The 22,091-nt window shown below is 71.4% G+C and carries 20 protein-coding genes and 1 pseudogene; 12 read left to right on the top strand and 9 right to left on the bottom strand.

Annotation, left to right across the window (positions count from 1 at the left end):
* Nucleotides 1–2 precede the first annotated feature (2 nt).
* The gene (locus ACIP8W_RS04140; RefSeq protein ID WP_402201879.1) at nucleotides 3–1,124 is read left to right on the top strand and encodes an aromatic ring-hydroxylating dioxygenase subunit alpha; all 1,122 of its coding nucleotides are present in this window, start codon (nucleotides 3–5) and stop codon (nucleotides 1,122–1,124) included.
* A gap of 88 nt (nucleotides 1,125–1,212) precedes the next feature.
* Here the strand turns inward: ACIP8W_RS04140 and ACIP8W_RS04135 are convergent, their stop codons facing one another.
* On the bottom strand, nucleotides 1,213–1,779 hold the full coding sequence (locus ACIP8W_RS04135) for a hypothetical protein (protein ID WP_401956944.1): 567 nt from the start codon (nucleotides 1,777–1,779) through the stop codon (nucleotides 1,213–1,215).
* 657 nt (nucleotides 1,780–2,436) lie between these two features.
* Here ACIP8W_RS04135 and ACIP8W_RS04130 point away from each other — a divergent pair.
* Nucleotides 2,437–3,171 (top strand): hypothetical protein, encoded by a 735-nt coding sequence (locus ACIP8W_RS04130; RefSeq protein ID WP_401956946.1) that lies wholly within the window; start codon nucleotides 2,437–2,439, stop codon nucleotides 3,169–3,171.
* A 100-nt stretch (nucleotides 3,172–3,271) separates the two neighbouring features.
* On the opposite strand, the pseudogene ACIP8W_RS04125 reads toward ACIP8W_RS04130, so the two are convergent.
* Nucleotides 3,272–3,568, bottom strand: a pseudogene (locus ACIP8W_RS04125) (AMP-binding protein); the annotation flags it as partial.
* Complete coding sequence (locus tag ACIP8W_RS04120; RefSeq protein ID WP_402201877.1) at nucleotides 3,569–5,266, bottom strand: AMP-binding protein; 1,698 nt, start codon at nucleotides 5,264–5,266, stop codon at nucleotides 3,569–3,571.
* Between the two features lie 107 nt (nucleotides 5,267–5,373).
* On the opposite strand from ACIP8W_RS04120, the gene ACIP8W_RS04115 reads away from it, so the two are divergent.
* Both ACIP8W_RS04115 and ACIP8W_RS04110 read left to right on the top strand, forming a co-directional pair.
* A complete protein-coding gene (locus ACIP8W_RS04115) occupies nucleotides 5,374–6,237 on the top strand; it encodes a LuxR C-terminal-related transcriptional regulator (RefSeq protein ID WP_402201875.1) in 864 nt (287 codons plus the stop codon).
* A gap of 135 nt (nucleotides 6,238–6,372) precedes the next feature.
* Complete coding sequence (locus ACIP8W_RS04110; protein WP_402201873.1) at nucleotides 6,373–6,885, top strand: FBP domain-containing protein; 513 nt, start codon at nucleotides 6,373–6,375, stop codon at nucleotides 6,883–6,885.
* Between the two features lie 79 nt (nucleotides 6,886–6,964).
* Here ACIP8W_RS04110 and ACIP8W_RS04105 read toward each other — a convergent pair whose 3' ends face one another.
* Together ACIP8W_RS04105 and ACIP8W_RS04100 are read right to left on the bottom strand one after the other, a co-directional pair.
* Nucleotides 6,965–7,798 carry a hypothetical protein gene (locus ACIP8W_RS04105; RefSeq protein ID WP_401956955.1) on the bottom strand — a complete coding sequence of 278 codons (834 nt, stop codon included), beginning with the start codon at nucleotides 7,796–7,798 and terminating at the stop codon, nucleotides 6,965–6,967.
* Nucleotides 7,798–9,075, bottom strand: coding sequence for a VWA domain-containing protein (locus ACIP8W_RS04100; protein WP_401956957.1), 1,278 nt, complete (start codon nucleotides 9,073–9,075; stop codon nucleotides 7,798–7,800). The genes ACIP8W_RS04105 and ACIP8W_RS04100 overlap by 1 nt, the downstream gene beginning before the upstream one ends.
* A 293-nt stretch (nucleotides 9,076–9,368) precedes the next feature.
* Here ACIP8W_RS04100 and ACIP8W_RS04095 point away from each other — a divergent pair, with 293 nt between their 5' ends.
* A complete protein-coding gene (locus ACIP8W_RS04095) occupies nucleotides 9,369–10,397 on the top strand; it encodes a LacI family DNA-binding transcriptional regulator (RefSeq protein WP_401956959.1) in 1,029 nt (342 codons plus the stop codon).
* A 294-nt stretch (nucleotides 10,398–10,691) separates the two neighbouring features.
* Here ACIP8W_RS04095 and ACIP8W_RS04090 read toward each other — a convergent pair whose 3' ends face one another.
* The 4 genes from ACIP8W_RS04090 to ACIP8W_RS04075 form a co-directional block, all read right to left on the bottom strand.
* Nucleotides 10,692–11,843 carry an XdhC family protein gene (locus ACIP8W_RS04090; RefSeq protein ID WP_402201870.1) on the bottom strand — a complete coding sequence of 384 codons (1,152 nt, stop codon included), beginning with the start codon at nucleotides 11,841–11,843 and terminating at the stop codon, nucleotides 10,692–10,694.
* 139 nt (nucleotides 11,844–11,982) lie between these two features.
* Nucleotides 11,983–14,406, bottom strand: a complete 2,424-nt coding sequence (locus ACIP8W_RS04085) for a xanthine dehydrogenase family protein molybdopterin-binding subunit (protein ID WP_401956965.1) — start codon at nucleotides 14,404–14,406, stop codon at nucleotides 11,983–11,985.
* Nucleotides 14,403–14,927 (bottom strand): (2Fe-2S)-binding protein, encoded by a 525-nt coding sequence (locus ACIP8W_RS04080; protein ID WP_401956967.1) that lies wholly within the window; start codon nucleotides 14,925–14,927, stop codon nucleotides 14,403–14,405. Before ACIP8W_RS04080 ends, ACIP8W_RS04085 begins: the two co-directional genes overlap by 4 nt.
* 3 nt (nucleotides 14,928–14,930) lie before the next feature.
* The gene (locus ACIP8W_RS04075) at nucleotides 14,931–15,821 is read right to left on the bottom strand and encodes an FAD binding domain-containing protein (protein WP_401956969.1); all 891 of its coding nucleotides are present in this window, start codon (nucleotides 15,819–15,821) and stop codon (nucleotides 14,931–14,933) included.
* A 245-nt stretch (nucleotides 15,822–16,066) separates the two neighbouring features.
* On the opposite strand from ACIP8W_RS04075, the gene ACIP8W_RS04070 reads away from it, so the two are divergent.
* From ACIP8W_RS04070 to ACIP8W_RS04040, 7 genes are all read left to right on the top strand, one after another.
* Nucleotides 16,067–17,791, top strand: a complete 1,725-nt coding sequence (locus ACIP8W_RS04070) for a PucR family transcriptional regulator (protein ID WP_401957039.1) — start codon at nucleotides 16,067–16,069, stop codon at nucleotides 17,789–17,791.
* 367 nt (nucleotides 17,792–18,158) lie between these two features.
* The gene (locus tag ACIP8W_RS04065; RefSeq protein ID WP_402201868.1) at nucleotides 18,159–18,941 is read left to right on the top strand and encodes a hypothetical protein; all 783 of its coding nucleotides are present in this window, start codon (nucleotides 18,159–18,161) and stop codon (nucleotides 18,939–18,941) included.
* A gap of 365 nt (nucleotides 18,942–19,306) precedes the next feature.
* Nucleotides 19,307–19,450, top strand: a complete 144-nt coding sequence (locus tag ACIP8W_RS04060; RefSeq protein WP_401956974.1) for a hypothetical protein — start codon at nucleotides 19,307–19,309, stop codon at nucleotides 19,448–19,450.
* Between the two features lie 136 nt (nucleotides 19,451–19,586).
* Nucleotides 19,587–20,735 carry an ATP-binding protein gene (locus ACIP8W_RS04055; protein ID WP_401956976.1) on the top strand — a complete coding sequence of 383 codons (1,149 nt, stop codon included), beginning with the start codon at nucleotides 19,587–19,589 and terminating at the stop codon, nucleotides 20,733–20,735.
* A complete protein-coding gene (locus tag ACIP8W_RS04050) occupies nucleotides 20,732–21,142 on the top strand; it encodes a roadblock/LC7 domain-containing protein (protein WP_401956979.1) in 411 nt (136 codons plus the stop codon). The genes ACIP8W_RS04055 and ACIP8W_RS04050 overlap by 4 nt, the downstream gene beginning before the upstream one ends.
* Nucleotides 21,139–21,519, top strand: a complete 381-nt coding sequence (locus ACIP8W_RS04045; protein WP_401956982.1) for a DUF742 domain-containing protein — start codon at nucleotides 21,139–21,141, stop codon at nucleotides 21,517–21,519. The genes ACIP8W_RS04050 and ACIP8W_RS04045 overlap by 4 nt, the downstream gene beginning before the upstream one ends.
* On the top strand, nucleotides 21,494–22,084 hold the full coding sequence (locus ACIP8W_RS04040; RefSeq protein ID WP_401956984.1) for a GTP-binding protein: 591 nt from the start codon (nucleotides 21,494–21,496) through the stop codon (nucleotides 22,082–22,084). Before ACIP8W_RS04045 ends, ACIP8W_RS04040 begins: the two co-directional genes overlap by 26 nt.
* The last annotated feature ends 7 nt before the right edge of the window (nucleotides 22,085–22,091 follow it).

Below are 22,091 nucleotides of genomic sequence, written 5' to 3'. Positions count from 1 at the left end.
CCATGACCACCCGCCCTTCGCCCTCCCTGATCCCCACCCTTCCCGGGCACTACTACACCGACCCCGAGATCTTCCGGCAGGAGCAGGAGAAGATCTTCGAATCGCTCTGGTTCTGCGCTGTCCGGTCCGCCGATCTGGCCACCCCCGGCGCCTTCCGCACAGTGCGTGTCGGCCGGGAGAGCGTGCTTGTCACCCGCTCCCGTACGGGCGAGCTGCGGGCATTCCTCAATGTCTGCCGGCACCGGGGCGCACGGCTGTGCACCGAGGAGTCCGGCCAGGTCAGACGGAACCTCCAATGCCCGTACCACGCCTGGACGTACGACCTGGACGGCAAGCTGATCGCCGCCCCCAATCTGGTGAAGATGCCGGACGTCGACCGGGTCGCGTACGGGCTGATCCCGGTGCGGCTGCGGGAGTGGCTGGGGTACGCCTGGCTCTGTCTCGCCGAGGACCCGCCCTCGTTCGAGGACCATGTCATCGGCGCCGCCGTCGAACGGCTCGGCGACACCGCGTCCATCGAGCGCTACCGCACCGAGGGGCTGGCGCTGGGCAGGCGGATCACCTATGACGTACGGGCCAACTGGAAGCTGATCGTCGAGAACTTCATGGAGTGCTACCACTGCGCCACCATCCACCCCGAACTCACCGATGTGCTACCGGAGTTCGCCGAGGGCTTCGCCGCCCAGTACTACGTGGGCCACGGCGCGGAGTTCGCCGAGGAGGCGCTCGGCTTCACCGTCGACGGCAGCGAGGGGTTCGGCAGGCTCCCCGAGGTCTCCGACGACCAGGACCGCCGCTACTACGCGATCACGGTCAAACCGCAGGTGTTCATCAATCTCGTGCCCGACCATGTGATCGTCCACCGGATGTTCCCGCTCGCGGCCGATCACACCGTTGTGGAGTGTGACTGGCTGTACGCACCCGAGGTGGTCGCGTCGGGCGCGGACGTGTCGAAGTCCGTGGAGCTGTTTCACCGGGTCAACGCGCAGGACTTCGAAGCGTGCGAGCGGACCCAGCCCGCGATGGACTCCCGGGCCTACCGCGCCGGTGGTGTGCTGGTCCCCAGCGAACACCACATCGGCGGCTTTCACCGCTGGGTCACCGACCGGCTCGCCGGCTCCTGAGACAGGACGCCCGCCCGGGGGCGGCCGGGGGCCTCTCCCGGGCCGACGTCCGTCCGTTCGCACCACCTGACAGGGCCGCGTCCCGTACCTACCAGGTGTGCGCCACATCCACGACGACCCGGTCCGGGAGGGTCAGCACCCGGAAGGGCAACCGGGCCCGGACGCCGAGCCCGATGGTGGTCGCGCCGTGGTGGTAACCGGCGTACCGCGCGTCGCGGAAGGTCTGGTACCCCGCGAGATTCACCCCCGGGAGCGGCGCGGCGAGCGCGCTGACCGGGTACGCCGGGATGGTGGTCCCGGGCCGGAACACGGGCGTACTGATCCTGATCTCGATGATGGCGCCGCCCGCGACCGGGATCGGGGTGTCCGAGACATGGACGATCTCGTCCACGTACCGCGCCCAGTGACCGGCCGGGGTGGCCGTGGTCATCCCCGGGACGTCGAAGACCATCCGGTCGAAGCAGTCGTGCCGGCCGGTCCTGACGTTGGTCAGCGGCTGCTCCGGGTGGCTCTCCAGCTCCTTGTGCCCGCTGCCCCAGTCCGTCGCGCAGACGGCGGCGCTCCGCGGCGCGTCGGCGACGGCCACCGCGGGCGCCAGGCCGCCCGCTGTCACGGCCAGCCCCAGCGCGGTCAGTACGATTCCCCAGCGTTTCATGTACGGACAACCCCCTCGGTCATACCTTCTGGTCATACCTCTGGTTGTGCCTCGTCGTGGCTCCGGTCGCGCCTCCGCGACCCACTTCCGACCCACACGAGCAAGACAAGTGCGGCATACCTTTGGTTGCCGCGCGCAGCAGTATGAATCAGGACATTCCTGGGCCTGGCGGGCCGAAATCAGACCCCACCCATCCCGCGATCCCCCCTTGACGCCCCCGCCCTACCGACAATCTTCCATGCACAAGAAAATAACTTCCACAATACGGAAGAAATGCACACTCTCCACGGACCCGCACCCACCGGACCCCACATGGGGTTACGCCTTCGCGCTTGATGATCTCGACTTCCGCTCGGGCAGCGGTCATTCGGGCCATGGAGCACTCCCGGCACTCGATCCCACGATGATTCCGTGACGACTTCCCAATTCCCGCACATATTCCGCGATGCGTAAGTTGCGTTCAGCTATACGGAAGCAAGGTAGAGGCAAGGTAGAGGCCGGCCGACGGGGCATCAACGTCCTCTCCCCAAACACCTCGCTCCTGGTGGACGATGGACGCGGCCGATGGACCGGGTCCGAGCCCGGGACCGGCACGGCATCGCATCGCACGGCACGGCACGGCACGGCACGGCAGGCGAGAGGTTCGGGAAGAGCACTGTGGGAGAGAACGTTTCGGTGTGCTGTCCGTCCTGCGGCGGCCGTCACACCTTTGTCGCACCGGTCCACCCCTGCCTGTGCGGCGCCCCGGTGGCGCCACCGCTGGCCAAGGAGGCGCCGGTGGAGCCGGTCACGTACCGGACCTGGGCCGAGGAGTGGGTGACCGTCCGCTGCGCGGCGTGCGGGCGCGACGGCGACTGGCCCCGGCCCGAACTGGGCTGCCCCTGTGGGGCGATGCTGCGGATTCCCGTACGGGAGACGGGCGCGCCCGAGGTCCGGGAGAGCGGGCCCGCCGCCGAACGCCCCACCCGCGTCCCGCCGCCCCGCGCGGCGACCTCGCCGCGCACGCCCTTCCACCCGGCCACCATCCGCACGCCCCGGGACGCGGTGTCCGCCGCCGCGCTCTATCTGCGCTGGCTCGGTTTCAGGAGCGTCGTACGGACCGAGGGCGAGCCGGACTCCGGGGTCGATCTGCGCGGGCCCGATGTCGTCGCCCAGGTCGACCCGGGCACCGGCCCGGCGTCCCTGCGCGCCGTCGAGTGCCTCTGGCTCGACGGGCTGGCGGCGTCGGCCGTCGGCGTCTACTTCTCGCTGGCCGGGTACGCGGAGGACGCCCGTGCCCGTGCGGACGCCCTCGGCATCCCGCTCTTCGTCCTGGACCTCACGGGCGCCCCGCAACCGGTCAACGGCCCGGCGGACGAACTGGTCTCCGCCGGGGCGCCGTCACCGGACTGACCGCACCCCGACCGACCATATTCCGACCGACCGCACCCCGACCGGCCGTCACCCGGAGAACCGCTCGCGCAGTTCGACCTTTTGCACCTTCCCGGACACCGTCACCGAGGTTCAGCTCCGCGATGAACATCGTGGGGACGCCGTACAGCGAGGTACGGCGCTCCTGTTCGACCGCGCGCAGGGTGGCCGCGGCGTCGAAGGAGGGGGCCGGGACAAGGAGGGGGCCGAAGGGTGGCACCCTGGCGAAGCCGGTGGCGCCCGAGGCGCACTGGATGCCGATCGGGTCGCCGCAGGACAACATGGCTTCTCTCACTATGAATTGACGATCCGTCACCATCGTTGCGGAAGTGAGCAGTTCACCCCGGCTCGGATCGCCGATGCAGTGCGCGGAGCGCAGTCATCGCAGCTCCCCCTCCTCGTATTCGGCGGTCGATCCCGCCGCCGTCAGCTCGCGCAGCTCGATCCGGCGGATCTTCCCGGAGACGGTCTTGGGCAGGTCCGCGAACTCCAGCTTGCGGATGCGTTTGTACGGCGCGAGGACCGACCGGGAGTGGGCGAAGAGCAGCTTCGCGGTGCCGGGGCCGGGCTCCCAGCCCTCGGCGAGGACGACATACGCCTTGGGGACCGCCAGCCGCAGCGGATCGGGCGCGGGGACGACGGCGGCCTCGGCGACTGCCTCGTGCTCCAGCAGGGCGCTCTCCAACTCGAAGGGGGAAATCTTATAATCCGAGGACTTAAATACGTCATCAGATCGCCCGATATAAGTGATATATCCATCCATATCCCGCGCGCCGATATCACCGGTCCGGTAGTAGCCGCCCGCCATCACCTCGGCGGTCCGGTCCGGGTCGCCGTGGTAGCCGGTCATCAGACCGACCGGACGCACGGAGAGATCGAGGGAGATCTCGCCCTCGTCAACACCGGGCGCCCCGGTGACCGGATCGAGCAGCACGACTTTGAAGCCGGGCGTCGGCCTCCCCATGGAGCCCGCCTTGAGCAGCTGCCCCGGCGAGTTGGCGACCTGCACGGCCGTCTCGGTCTGGCCGAAGCCGTCCCTGATCGTCACCCCCCACTCGCGCCGGACCGTCTCGATGACCTCGGGGTTGAGCGGCTCGCCCGCCGCGACGACCTCACGCGGCGGGGTGCGCAGCCGGGACAGATCCGCCTGGATGAGCATCCGCCAGACCGTGGGCGGGGCACAGAAGCTGGTGACCCCGGCCGCGTCCATCTCGGCCATGAGCCTGACCGGGTCGAAGCGCGTGTAGTTGTGGATGAAGACGGTCGCCTCGGCGTTCCAGGGCGCGAAGAGATTCGACCAGGCGTGCTTGGCCCAGCCCGGCGAGGCGATGTTCAGATGGATGTCGCCCGGCTTGAGCCCGATCCAGTACATCGTCGCCAGGTGCCCGATCGGATACGAGGCGTGAGTGTGCTCGACCAGCTTGGGCCGGGCGGTCGTACCGGAGGTGAAGTACAGCATCAGCGGGTCGTCGGCGTGGGTGGGGCCGTCCGGCGTGAAGACCTCGGACGCGGTGTGGGCGTCCTCGTACGACAGCCAGCCGTCCACCGGGCCGCCCACCGCGATCCGGGTGAACCGGCCGGGGATCCCGGTGAACTTCCCGGTGTCCTCGGCGCGTACGAGCACATGCCCGGCCCGGCCGCGCCCGACCCGGTCCCGCAGATCGGCGGGGCCGAGGAGCGGTGTCGCGGGGATGACCACGGCCCGCAGCTTCATCGCGGCGAGCGCGGTCTCCCACAGCTCGGTCTGGTTGCCGAGCATGACGACGATCCGGTCCTCGGCCCGGACCCCCCGCGCGCGCAGCCAGTTGGCGACCCGGTTCGAGCGGGCGGACATCTCGGCGAAGGTGATCCGCGTCCGGCTGCCGTCCTCCTCGACGAGGTGCAGGGCGATCCGGTCATTGCCCGCCGCGATCCCGTCGAACCAGTCGAGCGCCCAGTTGAACCGGTCGGGACGCGGCCAGGAGAAGCCCTCGTACGCCGTCGCGTAGTCCTCCCGGTGCGCCAGGAGGAAGTCCCGGGCCGCCCTGAACTCCTCGACCGGGTCGACCTGATCGCGCGGCCTCTTCCGTGCCGTCATCGTGTCCTCCTCATTGCCGGACCGTTCATTAGCATCGTGTAATCAGTGACCTGGGTCTCACTACCCCCGGACGGGGGTGGTCGCCCCGCCGACAGGAGGACAGGCGCATGGCCGAAGCGGTCGGAGCGGACGGAACCCCGGGTGTGGTCGGGGCGGCCGAGATGCGGGCGGCGCTGCTGGGGCTGCGCAGGACGACCGGGCTGCCGGTGGCCTTCGGCGGGCTGCTGTACGAGGTGGGGCAGTTGCGGATCGCCGAGCTGAACGGCACCGCGACCAGCTCGCTGCGCGGCCTCGGCATCGCGTCGGGGAGCGGGCTCGGCGGCAAGTCCATCGCCCTCGCCCGGCCCTGCGCGGTCACCGACTACCCGGTGGCGCGGCACATCAGCCATGAGTACGACGCCGCCGTGGCCGCCGAGGGGCTGCGCTCCGTGATCGCGGTACCCGTGGTCGTACGCCGTACGGTGCGCGGAGTGCTGTACGGCGCCCTGCGCACCGCCCTGCCGATGGGCGAGCGCACCTTCGACGCGGTGGTCGCCGCCGCGCGGGACGTGGAACAGTCCCTGGTCGTACGGGACGAGGCGCGTCGGCTGCTGTCGGTGACCCAGGAACCGGTGGCGGGGCCCGGCGCCTGGGAGGAGGTCCGCGCGGCCCATACCGAACTGCGGGCGCTGGCACCGCGGATCGTCGACGCCCGGCTGCGCGAGGAGCTGCTCTCCGTCTGCGGGCGGCTGGCGGGCGCGCCGGGCCCGCTCGGGGAGCGGCGGCGCGATATCCCGGTGACGCTCGCGCCGCGCGAGGTGGACGTGCTGGCCTGTGTCGCGGCGGGCGCGACCAATACGACGGCGGCCGGACTGCTGGAGCTGCGGCCCGAGACGGTCAAGGGCTATCTGCGGTCGGCGATGCGGAAGCTGGGCGCGCACACCCGGCTGGAAGCGGTGGTGGCGGCGCGGCGGGCGGGGCTGCTGCCGTAGGGACGTACGGCGAAAGGCCGGCGGGCCCACTGGCACGTCGGCCCGCCGGCCCGCGGAAAAAAGGAAGGACGCGAAGGACACGAGGGACGCGGAAATCCCGCGACACCCGACCCGCCCGCTTGTTAGTTTCCCGGTATGAAGGCGCTCGGTGAGAAAGAGATCCGCGGGTCGTTCGTCAACTGTTCCAAGGGCGAGGCCCAGCGGCTCGGCCTCCCCCGGGAGTTCGCCGGGCTTCCGTGGGCGGATCTGGACTTCCTCGGGTGGCGTGACCCCGGGGCCCCCGAGCGCGGCTATCTCGTGACGGAGCGCGACGGCGGATGGACGGGCTTCGCGCTGCGCGGGTCGGCGTCCGGGCGCAGGGGGCTGCTGAAGTCGAGCATCTGCTCCATCTGTGTGACGCCCCAGAGCGCCTCGGGCATCGATCTCATGACCGCGCCGAAGGTCGGTGTCGCGGGCCGGCAGGGCAACACCGTGGGGATGTACATGTGCGCGGATCTCGCGTGCTCGCTGTACGTCCGGGGCAAGCGCACGCCCGTGTTCGCCCGCCGTCTGGAGGAGTCCCTCACGCTGGAGGAGAAGCTCGCCAGGGCCCGTACGAACCTGGACGCGTTCCTGGACTCGCTGTACAAGGACGCCGCCATGGCGTGAGCCGACCCGCGTATACGTCCGTACGGAGCGGGCGGCCCGGGGGAGAAACCCGGACCGCCCGCTCCGTACGGACCGTCCCTCAGGCCGCCGCGGGGCGCCGGGCGGGCCGGGCGAGGCGGTAGCCCGCGATGCCCATGAGCGCGGCGAGCACCCCGCCGCCCACGGTCCACAGCCAGCGGTCCGACCACCGGCCCGAGGACCAGCCGCCCTCCGGCTCCACCCCGGACGCCGCGAGCCGCGCGCCCTCCCCGGACGCGCCGCCGCCGCTCCGCGCGACGGTGGTACGGCCGGGGGTGAGCGGTACGGACAGCTTGCCGTCGACGGCGTGGGCGCCGCCCTGGTCCGGGGTCTCGGCCTCGACCTCGGTCTGTACGGGCAGGCCGAGATCCTCCTCCTGCGCGTCGAGGACGGTCAGCCGGACGAAGTAGCTGCCGGGCAGCGGATCGTTGGACCAGGGCTCGGCCCAGCCCCGTACCGTACGCAGCACACAGCGCAGCTCCACCGAGGACGCGTCGGCGGCGAGCGGCTTCGTCCGCGCGCCGTACACGCACGGCTGGTGGCGGCGCAGCCCGTCGTAGACGTCCACCTGCCAGACCATCGGGCCCTTCCGCGCGGCGGCGGACTCGGGCAGGGTGACCTTGGCGGTCACGGTGGCGCGCTGGGCGCTGTCGACGGGGAACACCCAGTACAGGTAGTCGCCCGTGGAGGCGCCGGCCGTGGCCCGCTGTCCCGGCCGGAAGGCGGTGGCCGTACGGAACGACGTACCGGCCTCGGTCGGCGCGTCGGCGCTGTCGGCGGACTCCGGGGAGGCGCCGGAGGGGGTCGGGCTCTCGTCCGCCGCCGCGCTGCCCGCCGTACCGAGGAGCAGCGCCCCCGCCAGCAGGGAACCGGTGAACATGCCGGTGATACGCATCAGTTGCTCCAGACGATTCGCAGGCGCGAGATCCAGCCCCACAGCAGTCCGGCGGCCAGACCCGTGAGGGCCAGCACACCGAGCAGCCACCAGCCGCGACCGAGACCGAACGAGGCGAGGTCCGCGGCGGTGTCGGGCGCGTCGACCAGGTCGACGGTCAGTTCGACGGGGAGGCCAGGAGTTCTCTGTACGGAGGCGGGCGCCGAGAAGGAGTTGCCGACCTGGAGGCAGACGACCTCGGCGGCGGGCCTGCCGTCGCCGTCGTCCTCGCCGTCCGCCTCGGGCTTCGGGTAGCGCAGCCCGGACGAGATCACATCGGTACGCCCGTCGCCCGCCTCGGAGCCGCGGACGATCTCCCGGCCGCTCACGGTCACGGCGCGCAGCAGCACACCGTAGTCCTGGTCGACGGCGCGGTCGGCGCCGACGCTCACCGAGGCGCGCAGCTCCTGCCCCGGCAGGACGTTGACGCGGTACCAGCGGTGCTCGGAGAACTTCTCGCGGTCGCTGTAGAGGCCGGGCTTGATCTCCGGGGCGTCCGCGCAGCGCGAAGCGCCCTCAGTGGCCACGGGGTTGACGACCGGGTCGGCGGCGCGGTCCACCAACTGGGTGACACGACGCGCGAGTTCGTCCTTGTGCTGCACCGAGGTGAAGGTGCCGCCGGTGGCCTCGGCGATGCAGGTCAGCTGCCGCCGGGTCTTCTCGTCGGGCACCAGCCCCAGGGTGTCGATGGTGAGGTGGATGCCCTTGGCCGCGATCTCCCGGGCGACCTCGCACGGGTCGAGCGGGGCACAGGTGTCCTCGCCGTCGGTGATGAGGACGATCCGGCGGGTGGCGTCGCCGTCCTCCCCGAGGTCGCCGGCCGCGCCGAGGAGCGCGGGCCCGATGGGCGTCCAGCCGGTGGGGGCGAGCGTGGCGATCGCGGTCTTCGCCTCCGTACGGTTCAGCGGGCCCACCGGGTACAGCTGCCGGGTGTCCTTGCAGCCGACCTTGGTGTCCTTGCCCGGGTAGTCGGCCCCGAGGGTACGGATCCCCAGCTCCACCTCCTGCGGCACCGCGTCCAGCACCTCGTTGAACGCCTGCTTCGCCGCCGCCATCCGGGACGTGCCGTCGATGTCGCGGGTCCGCATCGAGCCGCTGACGTCGAGGACGAGATCGACCTTCGGCGCGGGGGTCCCCGCCGGTTCGTCGGCGGCGGACGCGGCGGGAGGGAAGAGCCCTACGGCCAGGGTGGCCACCAGACCGCACACGGCGGCTGCCGACCGTCTACTTATGATCATCGCCGGATGATAGTGAGAACGACAGCACGGCACCAAACGGAAACTGACGGTCCGTCAGCTGTTATTCCGTCAAACGCGACGCCCCGAAACGCCCGCCGGGAGACCCGCGGTGAAGCCCCTTATCCTGCCTGACCGGGCTTTTCCGTGCATGGGAGCGCTCCCAGTGGTTGGATGGCCACAGCCCGCACCCCGGCCCGCCGACCAGCGTCCCCCTGGTCGGAACCGGCCGATCAGTACCGGATGATCGGCACCGGACGGCCGGGGACGGGCCCAGATCGACAGGAGGTCGCACGATGGTGGCGAAGGCACGTACGGGCCAGCCCACACTGGAGGAGGTCGCCGCGCTCGCGGGCGTCGGCCGGGGCACGGTGTCCCGCGTCATCAACAACTCGCCGCGCGTCAAGGACACCACCAGACACCTGGTGGAACAGGCCATCGCCCAGCTCGGCTACATACCGAACCGGGCCGCGCGCGCACTGGCGGGCAGCCGCAGCGACGCGGTCGCCCTGGTGATACCCGAGACCGAGAAGCGGTTCTTCGCCGAGCCGTACTTCTCCGACATCGTCCACGGCGTGGGCGACGGCCTCGCCGACACCGAACTGCAGCTGCTCCTCACCCTGGTCCGCAACGAGAAGGAGCGGGAGCGCTTCCTCCAGTACGCCCGCGCCCGCCGCATCGACGGCGTCCTGCTCGTCTCCGTCCACGGCGACGACCCGCTGCCCGACCTGCTGGCCGAGATGGAGATGCCGACGGTCCTGAGCGGCCGCAGGTCGGGGGACGAGTCCGTCAGCTACGTCGACTCCGACAACGTGGGCGGCGCCCGCGCCGCCGTCCGCCATCTCGCCATGTCCGGCCGCCGCGCGATCGGCACCATCACGGGCCCGCTGGACATGTATGTGGCGCAGTGCAGGCTACGGGGGTACGAGGAGGCCGTACGGGACACCTCGGGCACCGGCCCCGACCCTTCCCGGGTCGCCCACGGCGACTTCACCGAGGAGAGCGGGCGCCGCGCGATGGCCGAACTGCTGGCGCGCGACCCGGAGCTCGACGCGGTGTTCGCCGCCTCCGACGTGATGGCGGTGGGCGCCCTGCACACCCTGCGTTCGCTGGGCCGCCGGGTCCCGGAGGATGTGGCCGTGGTGGGGTTCGACGACTCCCCGGTGGCCCGGCACACCGACCCCCAGCTGACCTCCGTGCGCCAGCCGGTGGAGGAGATGGGCCGGACCATGGCGCGGGTCCTGCTGGAGACCCTGAACGACTCCTCGGCCGCCTGGCAGCATGTGGTGCTGCGTACGGAGCTGGTCCAGCGGGCCTCGGGGTGACGTCGCCCCGGCCGCGCGCCGTGGACCAGCGCGAACAGGCCATCCGGGCCAGGCGTACCGAGGCGCGGCCGGGCCTCCCCTTGACGAGAGCGGAGGACTCGACAAGACTCATGGGAGCGCTCCCACACCGGAGGAGGCGGCTCCTCCAATGCCGCCCCGCTCGGGCTGCCGCACCCGGTGAGGGAGCGTCGACTCTGCCCACAAGGCAGACGACGGCGCCGTTCTCCGCCGTATCCGTGGGGGACACGGCAGGGAGCGGCGCCGCCCGGAAAGCCCGTGCCGACCAGCCCTGCGTCAGGCGGCGGACCCCACCACCGCGCCCCGCGCCCGGGGCCCCTCGTGGTGGATCGGGGTGCGCGCGCCCGTCAGCGGGACCCCGCTGCCGCCGCGCCGGGCCGCCACGATCTCCGCCGCGATCGACAGCGCGGTCTCCTCGGGCGTACGGGCCCCGAGGTCGAGGCCGATCGGCGAGCGCAGCCGGGCCAGCTCCGCCTCCCCGACGCCCACCTCGCGCAGCCGTCTGCCCCGGTCCTCGTGGGTACGCCGGGAGCCCATCGCGCCGATGAACGCGACCGGCAGCCCGAGCGCCAGCTTCAGCAGCGGTACGTCGAACTTGGCGTCATGGGTCAGTACGCACAGGACCGTTCGGCCGTCGACCGCCGTCGAGGCCAGATAGCGGTGCGGCCAGTCGACGACGATCTCGTCGGCCTCCGGGAAGCGCGCCCGGGTGGCGAAGACGGGCCGCGCGTCACAGACCGTCACGTGGTAGCCGAGGAATTTCCCCGCGCGGGCCAGCGCCGCCGCGAAGTCGATGGCACCGAAGACGATCATGCGCGGGGGCGGGACGCTCGACTCGACCAGGAGCGTCACCGGCCGGCCGCAGCGCGCTCCCCGTTCCCCGACGGTCACCGTGCCCGTACGCCCGGCGTCCAGCAGGGCGCGCGCCTCGGCCGCCGCCGTGCGGTCCAGCTCCGGACCGCCGCCGAGCCCGCCCTCGTACGAACCGTCGGGACGCACCAGCAGCGCGCCGCCCCGCAGCGCGGGCGGCCCATCGGTGATCCGGGCGAGCGCCGCCGTCCGGCCCTCGGCGGCGGCCCGGAGCGCGGTGGCGAACACCGCCCGGCCCGGCGCGTCGACGCGTATCGGCGTCACCAGGATGTCGATGGTCCCGCCGCAGGTCAGACCCACGGCGAAGGCGTCCTCGTCGCTGTGGCCGAACCGCTCCAGGACGGTGCGCCCGTCCCGCAGGGCCTGTCGGCACAGCTCGTACACCGCCGCCTCCACACAGCCCCCGGAGACCGAGCCGATCGCGGTGCCCTCGCCGTCGACGGCGAGCGCGGCGCCCGCCGGGCGGGGCCCGCTGCCGGTGACGGTCACGACGGTCGCCACGGCGACCTCGCGCCCCTCCCCGAGCCACCGGGTCAGCTCCTGTGCGATGTCGAGCATGTCGGTCTCCTCGGGGCGGCTACGGGGGCGGTTACGGAGGCGGCGGCAGGGGGCCGGGAGACACCCGGCCGGGTGCGATCCGGGGGGCGGAGCGTGACGAGGCCCGGACCCCGCCCCGGGGAGCGCCCGCGACCGGCCCTCAGCCGCCCGTCAGATGCTCCGGCCGTACCGGGGTCCGGTTCAGTTCGAGCCCCGTCGCGTCCCTGATCGCTGCCAGCACCGCCGGGGTGGACGACAGGGTCGGCGCCTCGCCGACACCGCGCAGTCCGTACGGCGCGTGCTCGTCGGCCAGCTCCAGTACGTCGACGGGGATGGTCGGCGTGTCGAGGATGGTCGGGATCAGATAGTCCGTGAAGGACGGGTTGCGGACCTTCGCCGTGACGGGGTCGACGATGATCTCCTCCATCACCGCCACGCCCAGCCCCTGGGTGCTGCCGCCCTGGATCTGGCCGAGGACCGACAGCGGGTTGAGCGCCTTGCCGACGTCCTGCGCCACGGCCAGTTCGACGACCTTGACGAGGCCCAGCTCCGTATCGACCTCGACGACCGCCCGGTGCGCGGCGAACGAGTACTGGACATGGCCGTTGCCCTGTCCCGTCCGCAGATCGAACGCCTCGGTGGGCCGGTGGCGCCACTCCAGCTCCAGGTCGACCGCCTCGTCCTCCAGTACGTCCGCCAGCTCGGCCAGCACCTCGCCGCCGTCGGTGACGACCCTGCCGCCTTCGAGCCGCAGCTCGGCGGTGGCCCAGGCCGGGTGGTACGTGCCGAACTTGCGGCGCCCCAGCTCCAGGACCCGCTCCCGGACGTGCTCGCAGGTGTTCTTCACCGCGCCGCCCGTGACATAGGTCTGCCGGGAGGCGGAGGTGGACCCCGCCGAGCCGACCTTGGTGTCGGCGGGCGCGATGGTCACCTGGGCGACCCCGAGTTCGGTACGGGCGATCTGCGCGTGGACGGTGACCCCGCCCTGGCCGACCTCGGCCATCGCCGTGTGCACCACGGCGACCGGCACCCCGTTGATCGCTTCGAGCCGGACCCGCGCGGTCGAGTAGTCGTCGAAGCCCTCGGAGAAGCCGACGTTCTTGATGCCGACCGCGTAGCCGACGCCCCGGACCACCCCTTCGCCGTGCGTGGTGTTCGACAGACCACCCGGCAGCGCCCGTACATCCGCGGCCTCGCCTGCGGCGGCCCACTGCCGCTCCGGCGGCAGCGGCCGGGCCTTGACCCGGCGCAGCAGCTCGGCGACGGGGGCCGGGGAGTCGACCACCTGCCCGGTCGGCAGGCGTGTGCCCTGCTCCATGGCGTTGAGCCGGCGGAACTCGACCGGGTCCAGGTCCAGCGCGGCGGCCAGCTTGTCCATCTGCGCCTCGTACGCGAAGCACGCCTGGACGGCGCCGAAGCCGCGCATCGCGCCGCAGGGCGGGTTGTTGGTGTAGAGCCCGACCGCCTCGATGTCGACGTCCTCGATGACATAGGGTCCGGCGGCGAGCGACGCGGCGTTGCCGACGACGGCCGGGGTGGAGGAGGCGTAGGCGCCACCGTCCAGCACGATCCGGCACTTCATGTGGGTGAGCCGGCCGTCGCGGGTCGCGCCGTGCTCGTAGTGCAGCTTGGCGGGGTGGCGGTGGACATGGCCGAAGAAGGACTCGAACCGGTTGTAGACGATCTTCACCGGTCTGCCGGTGCGCAGCGCCAGCAGGCAGGCGTGGATCTGCATCGACAGGTCCTCCCGGCCGCCGAACGCCCCGCCGACACCCGAGAGCGTCATCCGGACCTTGTCCTCGGGCAGGCCGAGGACGGGCGCGATCTGCCACAGGTCGGAGTGGAGCCACTGGGTGGCGACGTACAGCTCGACCCCGCCGTCCTCGGCGGGTACGGCGAGACCTGCCTCCGGGCCGAGGAACGCCTGGTCCTGCATGCCGAAGACGTAGTCACCGGTGACGATCACATCCGCGCGTTCGGCGGCCGCGGCGGCGTCGCCGCGCACGACGGGCTGGCGGTGGACGATGTTCGGGTGCGGGGCATGCTCGCCCTCCGGGGGCGGGACATGGCCGATGAGGTGGTCGTCGCGGCCCTCGTGGATCAGCGGGGCGCCGGGGGCGGTGGCCGATGCCTCGTCGGTGACGACCGGCAACTCGGCGTAGTCGACGCGGATCTTCGCGGCGGCCCGGCGGGCGGTCTCCGGGTGGTCGGCGGCGACGAGCGCGACCGGCTCGCCGTGGTGGCGGACCTTGCCGTGGGCGAGGACAGGAGTGTCCTTGAGCTCCAGCCCGTAGTGCTTGACGGCCGTAGGAAGGTCGTCGTACGTCAGCACGGCGTGGACACCGGGGGTGGCCAGGGCCTCGGCGATGTCGATGGACCGGATCTCGGCGTGGGCCACGGTGGAGCGCAGGGTGTGGCCCCACAGCATGTCCTCGTGCCACATGTCGGAGCCGTAGGCGAACTCCCCGGTGACCTTGAGGGTGCCGTCGGGGCGGAGCGTGGACTCGCCGATGCCGCCCTTGGTGGCGGCGCCCTGCGTGAGATGGCCGGGAACACCGAGCGGGGTGCGCGGGGTGGTGGTCATGCGGGCCGCACCCCCTCTCCGCGGCTCTCCTTGCGGGCGGCGGCGAGGCGGACCGCGTCGAGGATCTTCTCGTAGCCGGTGCAGCGGCAGAGATTCCCGGAGAGCGCCTCACGGATGTCCGCGTCGGAGGGCGACGGGTTGCGCTCCAGCATCTCGTCGGCGGCGACGAGCAGTCCGGGGGTGCAGAAGCCGCACTGTACGGCGCCCGCGTCGATGAACGCCTGCTGGACCGGGGCGAGCGCGCCGGACCCGCCGGCCGGGCCGTCGCGGTGTCCCGCGTACTCCGCGAGCCCTTCGACGGTGAGGACCTCGCGGCCCTCGGCCTGACCGGCCGCGACCAGGCAGGAACAGACCGGGACGCCGTCGAGCCGTACCGTACAAGAACCGCATTCGCCCTGCTCACAGGCGTTCTTCGAGCCGGGGAACCCCAGCCGCTCGCGCAGGACGTAGAGCAGGCTCTCGCCCTCCCATACGTCGTCGGCCTCCTGCCGGCGCCCGTTGACCGTGAAAGTGACGCGCATGGGTTATGCAGCTCCTTCGAGGGGGCGCCGGGCGGAGCGGTACTGCTCCCAGGTCCAGCCGAGCTGGCGGCGCGCCATGATGCCGACCGCGTGGCGGCGGTACTTCGCGGTGCCGCGTACGTCGTCGATGGGGTTGCAGGCGGCCGCGGCGAGCAGGGCGAACTCCTTGGCGATCGACGGTGTGATGATCTTCCCGTTGTCCCAGAAGCCGCCCTCGTCGAGCGCCGCGTTGAGGAACGACTCGGCGTCCTTCGCCCGTACGGGGGTGGGCGCGGCGGAGCCGATACCGGTCCGCACGGTCCGGCTGGCGGGGTGCAGGGCGAGGCCGAAGGCACAGACAGCGATGACCATGGCGTTGCGGGTGCCGACCTTGGAGTACTGCTGCGGGCCCTCCGCCTTCTTGATGTGGACGGCCCTGATCAGTTCGTCGGGAGCGAGCGCGTTGCGCTTCACCCCGGTGTAGAACGCGTCGATCGGGATGCGCCGACTGCCCCGTACCGACTCGGCCTCGACCTCCGCGCCCGCCGCGAGCAGCGCCGGATGCGCGTCCCCGGCCGGGGAGGCGGTGCCGAGGTTGCCGCCGACGCCGCCGCGGTTGCGGATCTGGGGCGAGGCGACGGTGTGCGAGGCGAGCGCCAGCCCCGGCAGCGGTGTGCGGAGGTGCTCCATGATGGCGCTGTACGGGACCGAGGCGCCCAGCTCGACGCTGTCCTCGCCGACCGTCCAGCCGGCCAGCTCCTCGACACGGTTCAGGTCGAGCAGATACTCCGGCCGCCGGTGGTCGAAGTTGATCTCGACCATGACGTCCGTGCCACCCGCGATGGGCACAGCGGTGGGGTGCGCGGCCTTGGCGGCGAGCGCCTCCTGCCAGCTGGCGGGGCGAAGAAACTCCATGGGTGGCTCTCTTCTCGACGACTCGGTCCTCACCAGTACACAAGCAGTGCTTCCGCCCGGTGCAGTCACCGAAACCATGAAGGAATTGACTGGCCGCCTTCCGAGTCTTGTAGATTCGAACGAAAGACGGGACAGCGGTAACGAAAAGGTCTTCCACCCGAAACGTGTGGCCCTTTCGGCTGCCCACAGGCGTGTCCGGCCACCCCGGGACCCCCAAAACCACAAGAGAGATCGGCGGCGACGAGATGCGGCTGCGCGCACTGCTGGAGACCGACGCGCTGGGGCTGCGGCTGCTCGGCGGCGCGGAGGAGCTGGACCGGACCATCCGAGGGGTGATGACCACCGATCTGCGCGACCCGAGCCGCTATCTGTCCGGCGGCGAGCTGGTCCTGTCCGGGCTCGCCTGGCGGCGGGCGGCCGAGGACTCCGAGCCGTTCGTCCGGATCCTGGCGGGCGCCGGGGTGGCCGGGCTCGCGGCGGGCGAGGCTGAGCTGGGCGACGTCCCGGCCGATCTGGTCGCGGCGTGTGTACGCCACCGGCTGCCGCTCTTCGCGGTCGACGAGAACGTGGCGTTCGCGACGATCACCGAGCATGTGGTCCGCCAGGTCTCCGGCGAGCGGGCCGGGGATCTGGCCGCGGTCGTGGACCGGCACCGCAGGCTGATGACCTCGGGCCCGGCGGGCGGTGGCCCCGAGGTGGTCCTCGATCTGCTGCGCGCCGATCTCGATCTGCGGGCCTGGGTGCTCTCCCCCACCGGCCGGACGATCGCGGGCGCCGGGGACGGGCCGCTGCCCACCGCGCGGGCCGCCGCGCTCGCCGGCCTCCAGCTCGCCGCCGTCCGCGCGGGCCGCCGCAGCCCGTACCGTACGGCGATCGAGGGGACGGTCTACGCCCTGTTCCCGGTACGGAACACCGGCCGCGGCGGTACGGCGGCGGGCCCGGCGCCGGACGCGCGCGGGGCCGTGCTGTCCGACTGGCTGCTCGCGGTCGAGGCGGATCCGGCGGACTGGCCGACCGCCCGGCTCGATCTGCTCCAGGGCGTCACCCAGCTGATCGCGGTCGAACGCGACCGCCGCGACGCGGCCCGTACGGTACGGCGCCGGCTGGCCCAGGAGGTCCTGGAGCTGGTCCAGGCGGGCGCGGCCCCCGCCGAGATCGCCGCGCGGCTGCGGGTGGCCGCGCCCGTACTCCTGCCGGGGGCGAGCACGGCGCCGCGCTGGCAGGTCGTGGTGGCCCGGGTCGAGTGGGCGCGCGACGGGGCGGACCCGGCGGACGGCCCGGTCACGGACTCCGGGGCGGCCCGGTCGCTGCTGGAGGAGATCCTGGTCGATCCGGTGGGCGCGGAGGCGATTCCCTGGGCGGATTCCGACCGGATCGCGGTGGCCCGTACCGGCGAGGAGGCGGTCGCGCTGGTGCCGCTGCCCATGGCTCCGACGCCGGACGCGGGCGCGCCGGACGCCCCCGTACCGGCGGCCGGTCTGCACGCGGACACGCTGCTCGCCACCGTACGGGCGCCGCTGTCGGCCGGGCTCGCCGACGACGGCCGGCTGACCGTGGGGGTGAGCGCGGTGGTGCACTCGGCGGAGGGGCTGCGGGGCGCCCTGGAGGAGGCCCGGCACGCCCGCCGGGTGGCGGCGGCACGGCCGGGGAGAGTCGGCGCGGCGGGCCATCACGAGCTGGCCTCGCACGTCCTGCTGCTGCCCTTCGTCCCCGACGACGTGCGCCGGGCCTTCACCGCCCGGCTGCTGGACCCGCTGCGCGACTACGACCACCGTCACCGCGCGGAGCTGATCCCCACGCTGGAGGCGTTCCTCGACTGCGACGGCTCGTGGACGCGGTGCGCGGCGCGGCTGCACCTGCATGTGAACACGTTGCGGTACCGGGTCGGCAGGATCGAGCAGCTGACGGGCCGTGATCTGGCGCGGCTGGAGGACAAGCTCGACTTCTTCCTGGCCCTGCGGATGAGCTGACGGGCACGTCCCCCCGGCCCTGCCGATGAGCGACGCACGCGTCCCGGCCGACACGCGCCGGTCGCGCGCGCCGAGTTCACGCCTCATCGCTCTCTGCGGCGATCTCCCGCCGGGCCCGGTGCGGGCGCTCCGTGGCCGCGACCGGACCGGACGGGCCGCCGCCCTGTCGTCCCAGGTGGGGGCGGTTCCGGGGCCGTCGCCCGGGATGTACGGCGGTGTCGGGAAGCGTGACCGGCCCGCACGGTGAACCGCCCCCGGCCGCCTCGGGATTGTGAATTTTTTCACCTGTCCCCTTGGCCGGGCGTACTGATCCATGTTGAGATGCGTCCACACCCAACAGCACAATGGCGCGCTCGGGGAGGGCAATGTGGCGTATTCCGCCATGTCTGGTTCCGGAACCATCTCTGGTGACGATCCTCTCCAGACCGCGATATGGCGGCTGCGCTCACGCGGCTGTTGGACCGACGCGGCGGCCCTGCTCGCCCCGCACGCCACCGCCCCCGCCCCGGCGCTCCAGCGGGCCGCGCTGCTCGTCGAGCGCTGTCTGTTCACCGGCGGCGGCTGGCCCGAGGCCGAGGACGCGCTCCGCTCCGCCGAGGCGACCGCCCAGGAGGACCACGAACGCGGCGCCGCCGCCTGCGAACGCGGCCATCTCGCCTACGCCTCGACCGTCCTCGGCGTACGCGACCGCGCGGACGAGGCCCGCTCGGCGCTCGGCCGGGCGGCGGCCCTGCTCCACCCGACGGCCCCGGGCCGCGCGCTGCTCGACTTCCGGCGCGGGCTGGTCGCCGAGCATCTCGCCGGCTCGCCGCAGTCCGCCCGCGCCGCCTACCGCCGCGCCCACGCCGCCGCGACGGCGCACGGCCAGACACTGCTGCTCTCCTTCACCTGGCGCCATCTGGCCGGGCTGGCCTTACGGGACGGCGAGCTGGCGGAGGCCAGACACGGCTTCACCGAGTCCCTGAGGATCCGCGAGGAGCTGGGCTATCTCGTCGGTACGGCACCGGCGTTGGCCGCCCTCGCCGACGCCGAACCGGAGCCGGAGGCAACCCGGCTGCGCGCGGAGGCCGCCCGGCTCTTCCGGCTGCTCGGCGGGGTGCCGACCTGGCTGGCCGACCAGCTCGTACCACCGTCCGCCCCCGCCGTCTGACGCCCCCGGCCGGCGCCTCGGCCCGGCAGCCAGGACGGACTGGCGTACCGCGCCAAAACTCCAGGACGGCGCCGGCTGCCGTGCCACGAGCCCCCGCGCCCCCGTTTCCCGTCCCGCACCACGGCCATGTCCGGGGCGCACGGGGGTGCGCGTATTCGCACGCTCCCCGCACGACCTCATCACGACCTCATCACGACTGTGCCCGTGGCACGTGCTCCGATGGGGCGCATAAGGGGCGATTCATCCGACAACCAGACATCACCCTTGGCCTTCACACGCCCCGGAGCCGCCGAGAACGAGCATCAACAGCCGCAAACGGGAGGTTTGCTGAATAACCGTCAGACAGCAAAAAAGGAACAGATCACATGATCACCGGATCATCGCGTGATGCTAAGATCACCAAGCTTGCCAAGCGGTGCCAAACCCGCTATGGCAACAGGAAAGTCAGCGCATCGGCCCAGAAATCCGCCACCCCGGGGGAAAACTATGCCATCAGCCGGGCCTTTTGAGGCAGTCCGGCCCGGCGAGCGTGCGCGGCCGATCCCACACCTCCGCGGCTGCAAGATGTCTGTCATACGCGGGCGCGCTCGTATGCATTCCCCAGACATTCAGCACCCGGTGGCCCAGTCGCCCGAAGAGAGCCTTATGACGCAATATCTCCAGGATCCAGCGCTTTGGGGTCTGATCGCTGGTACTCCCGTCGCCGCGGCCGCGATCATTCGCGGTAGAAAGACAATTGCTGAGCTGCGCAAGGAGAAACAAGAGCTCAAGACTCACTACACCAACCTCGAGGAGCACTACACCGAGGCGGTGGAAGAGGCCAAGGACCGGGCCGAGGAGTCCACGAAAACGGCCCTGAAGTCCGCCATGCGGACGCTCCAGGGTCTCGCCAGCGAGCAGCAGTTGGCCATCACCAAGCTTCAGGACAAGTACGGAGAACTCCAGATTCTCCAGGACCTCCTCGATATCGACCACATGAACTCGCAGTTCGCGCGGCGCGCCCAGTCCATCGCCGTGCTCTGCGACGGATGGCTCGGCCGACAGCGTGCGGCCGCCTCCCTCTACGATGTGGTCCGCAGCGCGAAGGGCCGTATCCGGCACTTCACCCGGGTCGAAATCCGGGCCCAGAGCAATTTCGCCATTGTCAGCCGCGCCGTTGAGCCCGTAGCGCTCACGCTCGCCGAACTGCTCGACAACGCCACGAGTTATTCGGCGCCCGAGACAATGATCGAGATCAATATCCGGCCCGTGCCCAAGGGCGTCTGCATCATCGTGGACGACGCCGGTGTCGGTATGAACGAGGAAGAGAAGAACCGGGCGTCCAAGCTCCTGTCCAGCGAGCGCTCTCCCGGTGTTTCGGGGCTCGGCAATCCGCCGCAGTTCGGCTTCGCCGTGATCGGCGTGCTCGCCGCCCGCTACGGCTTCACCGTCTCGGTCGATTCCACCTCTCCCTACGGTGGCGTGCGCGCGGTCGTCCTTCTTCCGGAGGAGCTCCTCACGTCCATGCCCGAGCCAGCGCCCGAGCCGAAGCCCAAGGAGTTCCCCACGGTGGCAGCGTCTTCCCCGATGCCCCCCGCGGAGAACCCGGTGGCGCCGTCAACCACCTTCGGCGGCCTGCCGAAACGCCGTCGCAGGGGCGCGATCTCCATCGTCCCCACCGTCGACACCACAGACACGGACACCCCCACCCGCTCCAGCGAGCAGGCCGCCTCCGTCATGGGAGCGTTCCAGCGGGGCACGCAGTCCGGCCGCCGTTCCACCAACGCAAGCAGCGAAGGGCATGAGACTCAGTGAATTACGACCTGTCATGGATGCTTGACAGTGCCCTGGAAGTTCCTGAAGCACAGCACGCGATTCTTGTCTCCGCCGACGGCCTCCTCATGGCCCGGTCGAAGGATGTCGGCAAGGACCAGGCCGATACAGTCGCCGCCGCGATGAGCGGAATGCAGTCGCTCAGCCGTACGGTGGTGGATTTCTGTGGTGCGCCGGGAAACCAGCGGCGGCAGTGGCGGCAGACCCTGGTGGAATTCGACCACGGCTGGGTCTTCCTCATATCCGCCGGCGAGGGTGCCTATCTCGCGGTCTCCGCGACGCCCGAGGTCGACATGGCCGAGATCACCTTCCGTATGCAACAGCTCGTCGGCCAGCTCGGCAAATCCCTGACCAGTCCCCCTCGCGAGATTGCTGACACCAAGGCATGACGACACCGGATGAACAGGATCTGGAACAGGCCGCCACCCCATTAGTTCCGGCGTATGTCATCACAAACGGGCGCAGCCTGCTGGACGATGACGAGTTCTCGTTGATCACCCTGGTGACAACGGCGCACGACTCTCCGTCGACCCAGCATCTCGACCCCGAGAAGCGCCGCCTTCTGGAGCTGTGCTCCGGGGGCCATCTCTCGGTCGCCGAAATCGCCGGGCACACCCAGTTCCCGGTGGGCGTCGTCAAGATTCTGCTGTCCGATCTCACCCAGGGGGGGTACCTCATCACCCGGGCCCCGATCCCTGGCGCGAAGCTCGTCGACCGGAACATATTGGAGGAGGTGCTGCATGGCCTTCAAGCCCGCTTTGGATGACAGTGTCTATCTGCGCGAATCGGTGCAGACCGCGGCGAAGATCCTGGTGGTCGGTCATTTCGCCGTAGGAAAGACCACATTCATCGGGACGATGTCCGAGATTCCGCCGCTGCGCACCGAAGAGGTCATGACGCAGGCGGGTGCGGGAATCGACGACCTCAAGGGCACCATCGGCAAGACCACGACGACGGTGGCGATGGACTTCGGCCGGCTCACGCTCAGCGAGCGGCTGGTCCTCTATCTCTTCGGGACGCCGGGGCAGCAGCGCTTCGTACAGGTCTGGGAGGATATGTCCCGGGGTGCGCTCGGGGCGCTGGTGCTGGTGGATCCGGAGCGCCTCGAGGAGTCCTTCCCCGTGATGGACCTGGTCGAGCACTACGGCATCCCGTACGCCATCGCGGTGAACCGATTCGACGACCGCCCGAATCACGCGGACGAGGAGATCCGGGAGGCACTCGATCTGCTCCCCGAGACACCTCTCGTCAACTGCGACGCGCGCGACCAGCGTTCCTCGGCGAACGCGCTCATCTCGCTCGTCCGCTATCTCCAGTCACGCCTCGCCTAGGAGCCCG

The sequence above is a fragment of the Streptomyces sp. NPDC088554 genome (assembly GCF_044752945.1).
In the GTDB taxonomy this organism is placed as follows: Bacteria; Actinomycetota; Actinomycetes; order Streptomycetales; family Streptomycetaceae; genus Streptomyces.
The sequence above is the reverse complement of the archived record's forward strand: the minus strand, read 5'-3'. Positions and strand labels throughout refer to the sequence as shown.

What these genes read in the sequence shown, in the direction of transcription:
- ACIP8W_RS04140 (WP_402201879.1), top strand. Translation starts at nt 3, where the DNA reads ATGACCACCCGCCCTTCGCCCTCCCTGATCCCCACCCTTCCCGGGCAC.
- ACIP8W_RS04135 (WP_401956944.1), bottom strand. Translation starts at nt 1,779, where the DNA reads ATGAAACGCTGGGGAATCGTACTGACCGCGCTGGGGCTGGCCGTGACA.
- ACIP8W_RS04120 (WP_402201877.1), bottom strand. Translation starts at nt 5,266, where the DNA reads ATGACGGCACGGAAGAGGCCGCGCGATCAGGTCGACCCGGTCGAGGAG.
- ACIP8W_RS04115 (WP_402201875.1), top strand. Translation starts at nt 5,374, where the DNA reads ATGGCCGAAGCGGTCGGAGCGGACGGAACCCCGGGTGTGGTCGGGGCG.
- ACIP8W_RS04110 (WP_402201873.1), top strand. Translation starts at nt 6,373, where the DNA reads ATGAAGGCGCTCGGTGAGAAAGAGATCCGCGGGTCGTTCGTCAACTGT.
- ACIP8W_RS04105 (WP_401956955.1), bottom strand. Translation starts at nt 7,798, where the DNA reads ATGCGTATCACCGGCATGTTCACCGGTTCCCTGCTGGCGGGGGCGCTG.
- ACIP8W_RS04100 (WP_401956957.1), bottom strand. Translation starts at nt 9,075, where the DNA reads ATGATCATAAGTAGACGGTCGGCAGCCGCCGTGTGCGGTCTGGTGGCC.
- ACIP8W_RS04095 (WP_401956959.1), top strand. Translation starts at nt 9,369, where the DNA reads ATGGTGGCGAAGGCACGTACGGGCCAGCCCACACTGGAGGAGGTCGCC.
- ACIP8W_RS04090 (WP_402201870.1), bottom strand. Translation starts at nt 11,843, where the DNA reads ATGCTCGACATCGCACAGGAGCTGACCCGGTGGCTCGGGGAGGGGCGC.
- ACIP8W_RS04085 (WP_401956965.1), bottom strand. Translation starts at nt 14,406, where the DNA reads ATGACCACCACCCCGCGCACCCCGCTCGGTGTTCCCGGCCATCTCACG.
- ACIP8W_RS04080 (WP_401956967.1), bottom strand. Translation starts at nt 14,927, where the DNA reads ATGCGCGTCACTTTCACGGTCAACGGGCGCCGGCAGGAGGCCGACGAC.
- ACIP8W_RS04075 (WP_401956969.1), bottom strand. Translation starts at nt 15,821, where the DNA reads ATGGAGTTTCTTCGCCCCGCCAGCTGGCAGGAGGCGCTCGCCGCCAAG.
- ACIP8W_RS04070 (WP_401957039.1), top strand. Translation starts at nt 16,067, where the DNA reads ATGCGGCTGCGCGCACTGCTGGAGACCGACGCGCTGGGGCTGCGGCTG.
- ACIP8W_RS04060 (WP_401956974.1), top strand. Translation starts at nt 19,307, where the DNA reads ATGATCACCGGATCATCGCGTGATGCTAAGATCACCAAGCTTGCCAAG.
- ACIP8W_RS04055 (WP_401956976.1), top strand. Translation starts at nt 19,587, where the DNA reads ATGACGCAATATCTCCAGGATCCAGCGCTTTGGGGTCTGATCGCTGGT.
- ACIP8W_RS04045 (WP_401956982.1), top strand. Translation starts at nt 21,139, where the DNA reads ATGACGACACCGGATGAACAGGATCTGGAACAGGCCGCCACCCCATTA.
- ACIP8W_RS04040 (WP_401956984.1), top strand. Translation starts at nt 21,494, where the DNA reads ATGGCCTTCAAGCCCGCTTTGGATGACAGTGTCTATCTGCGCGAATCG.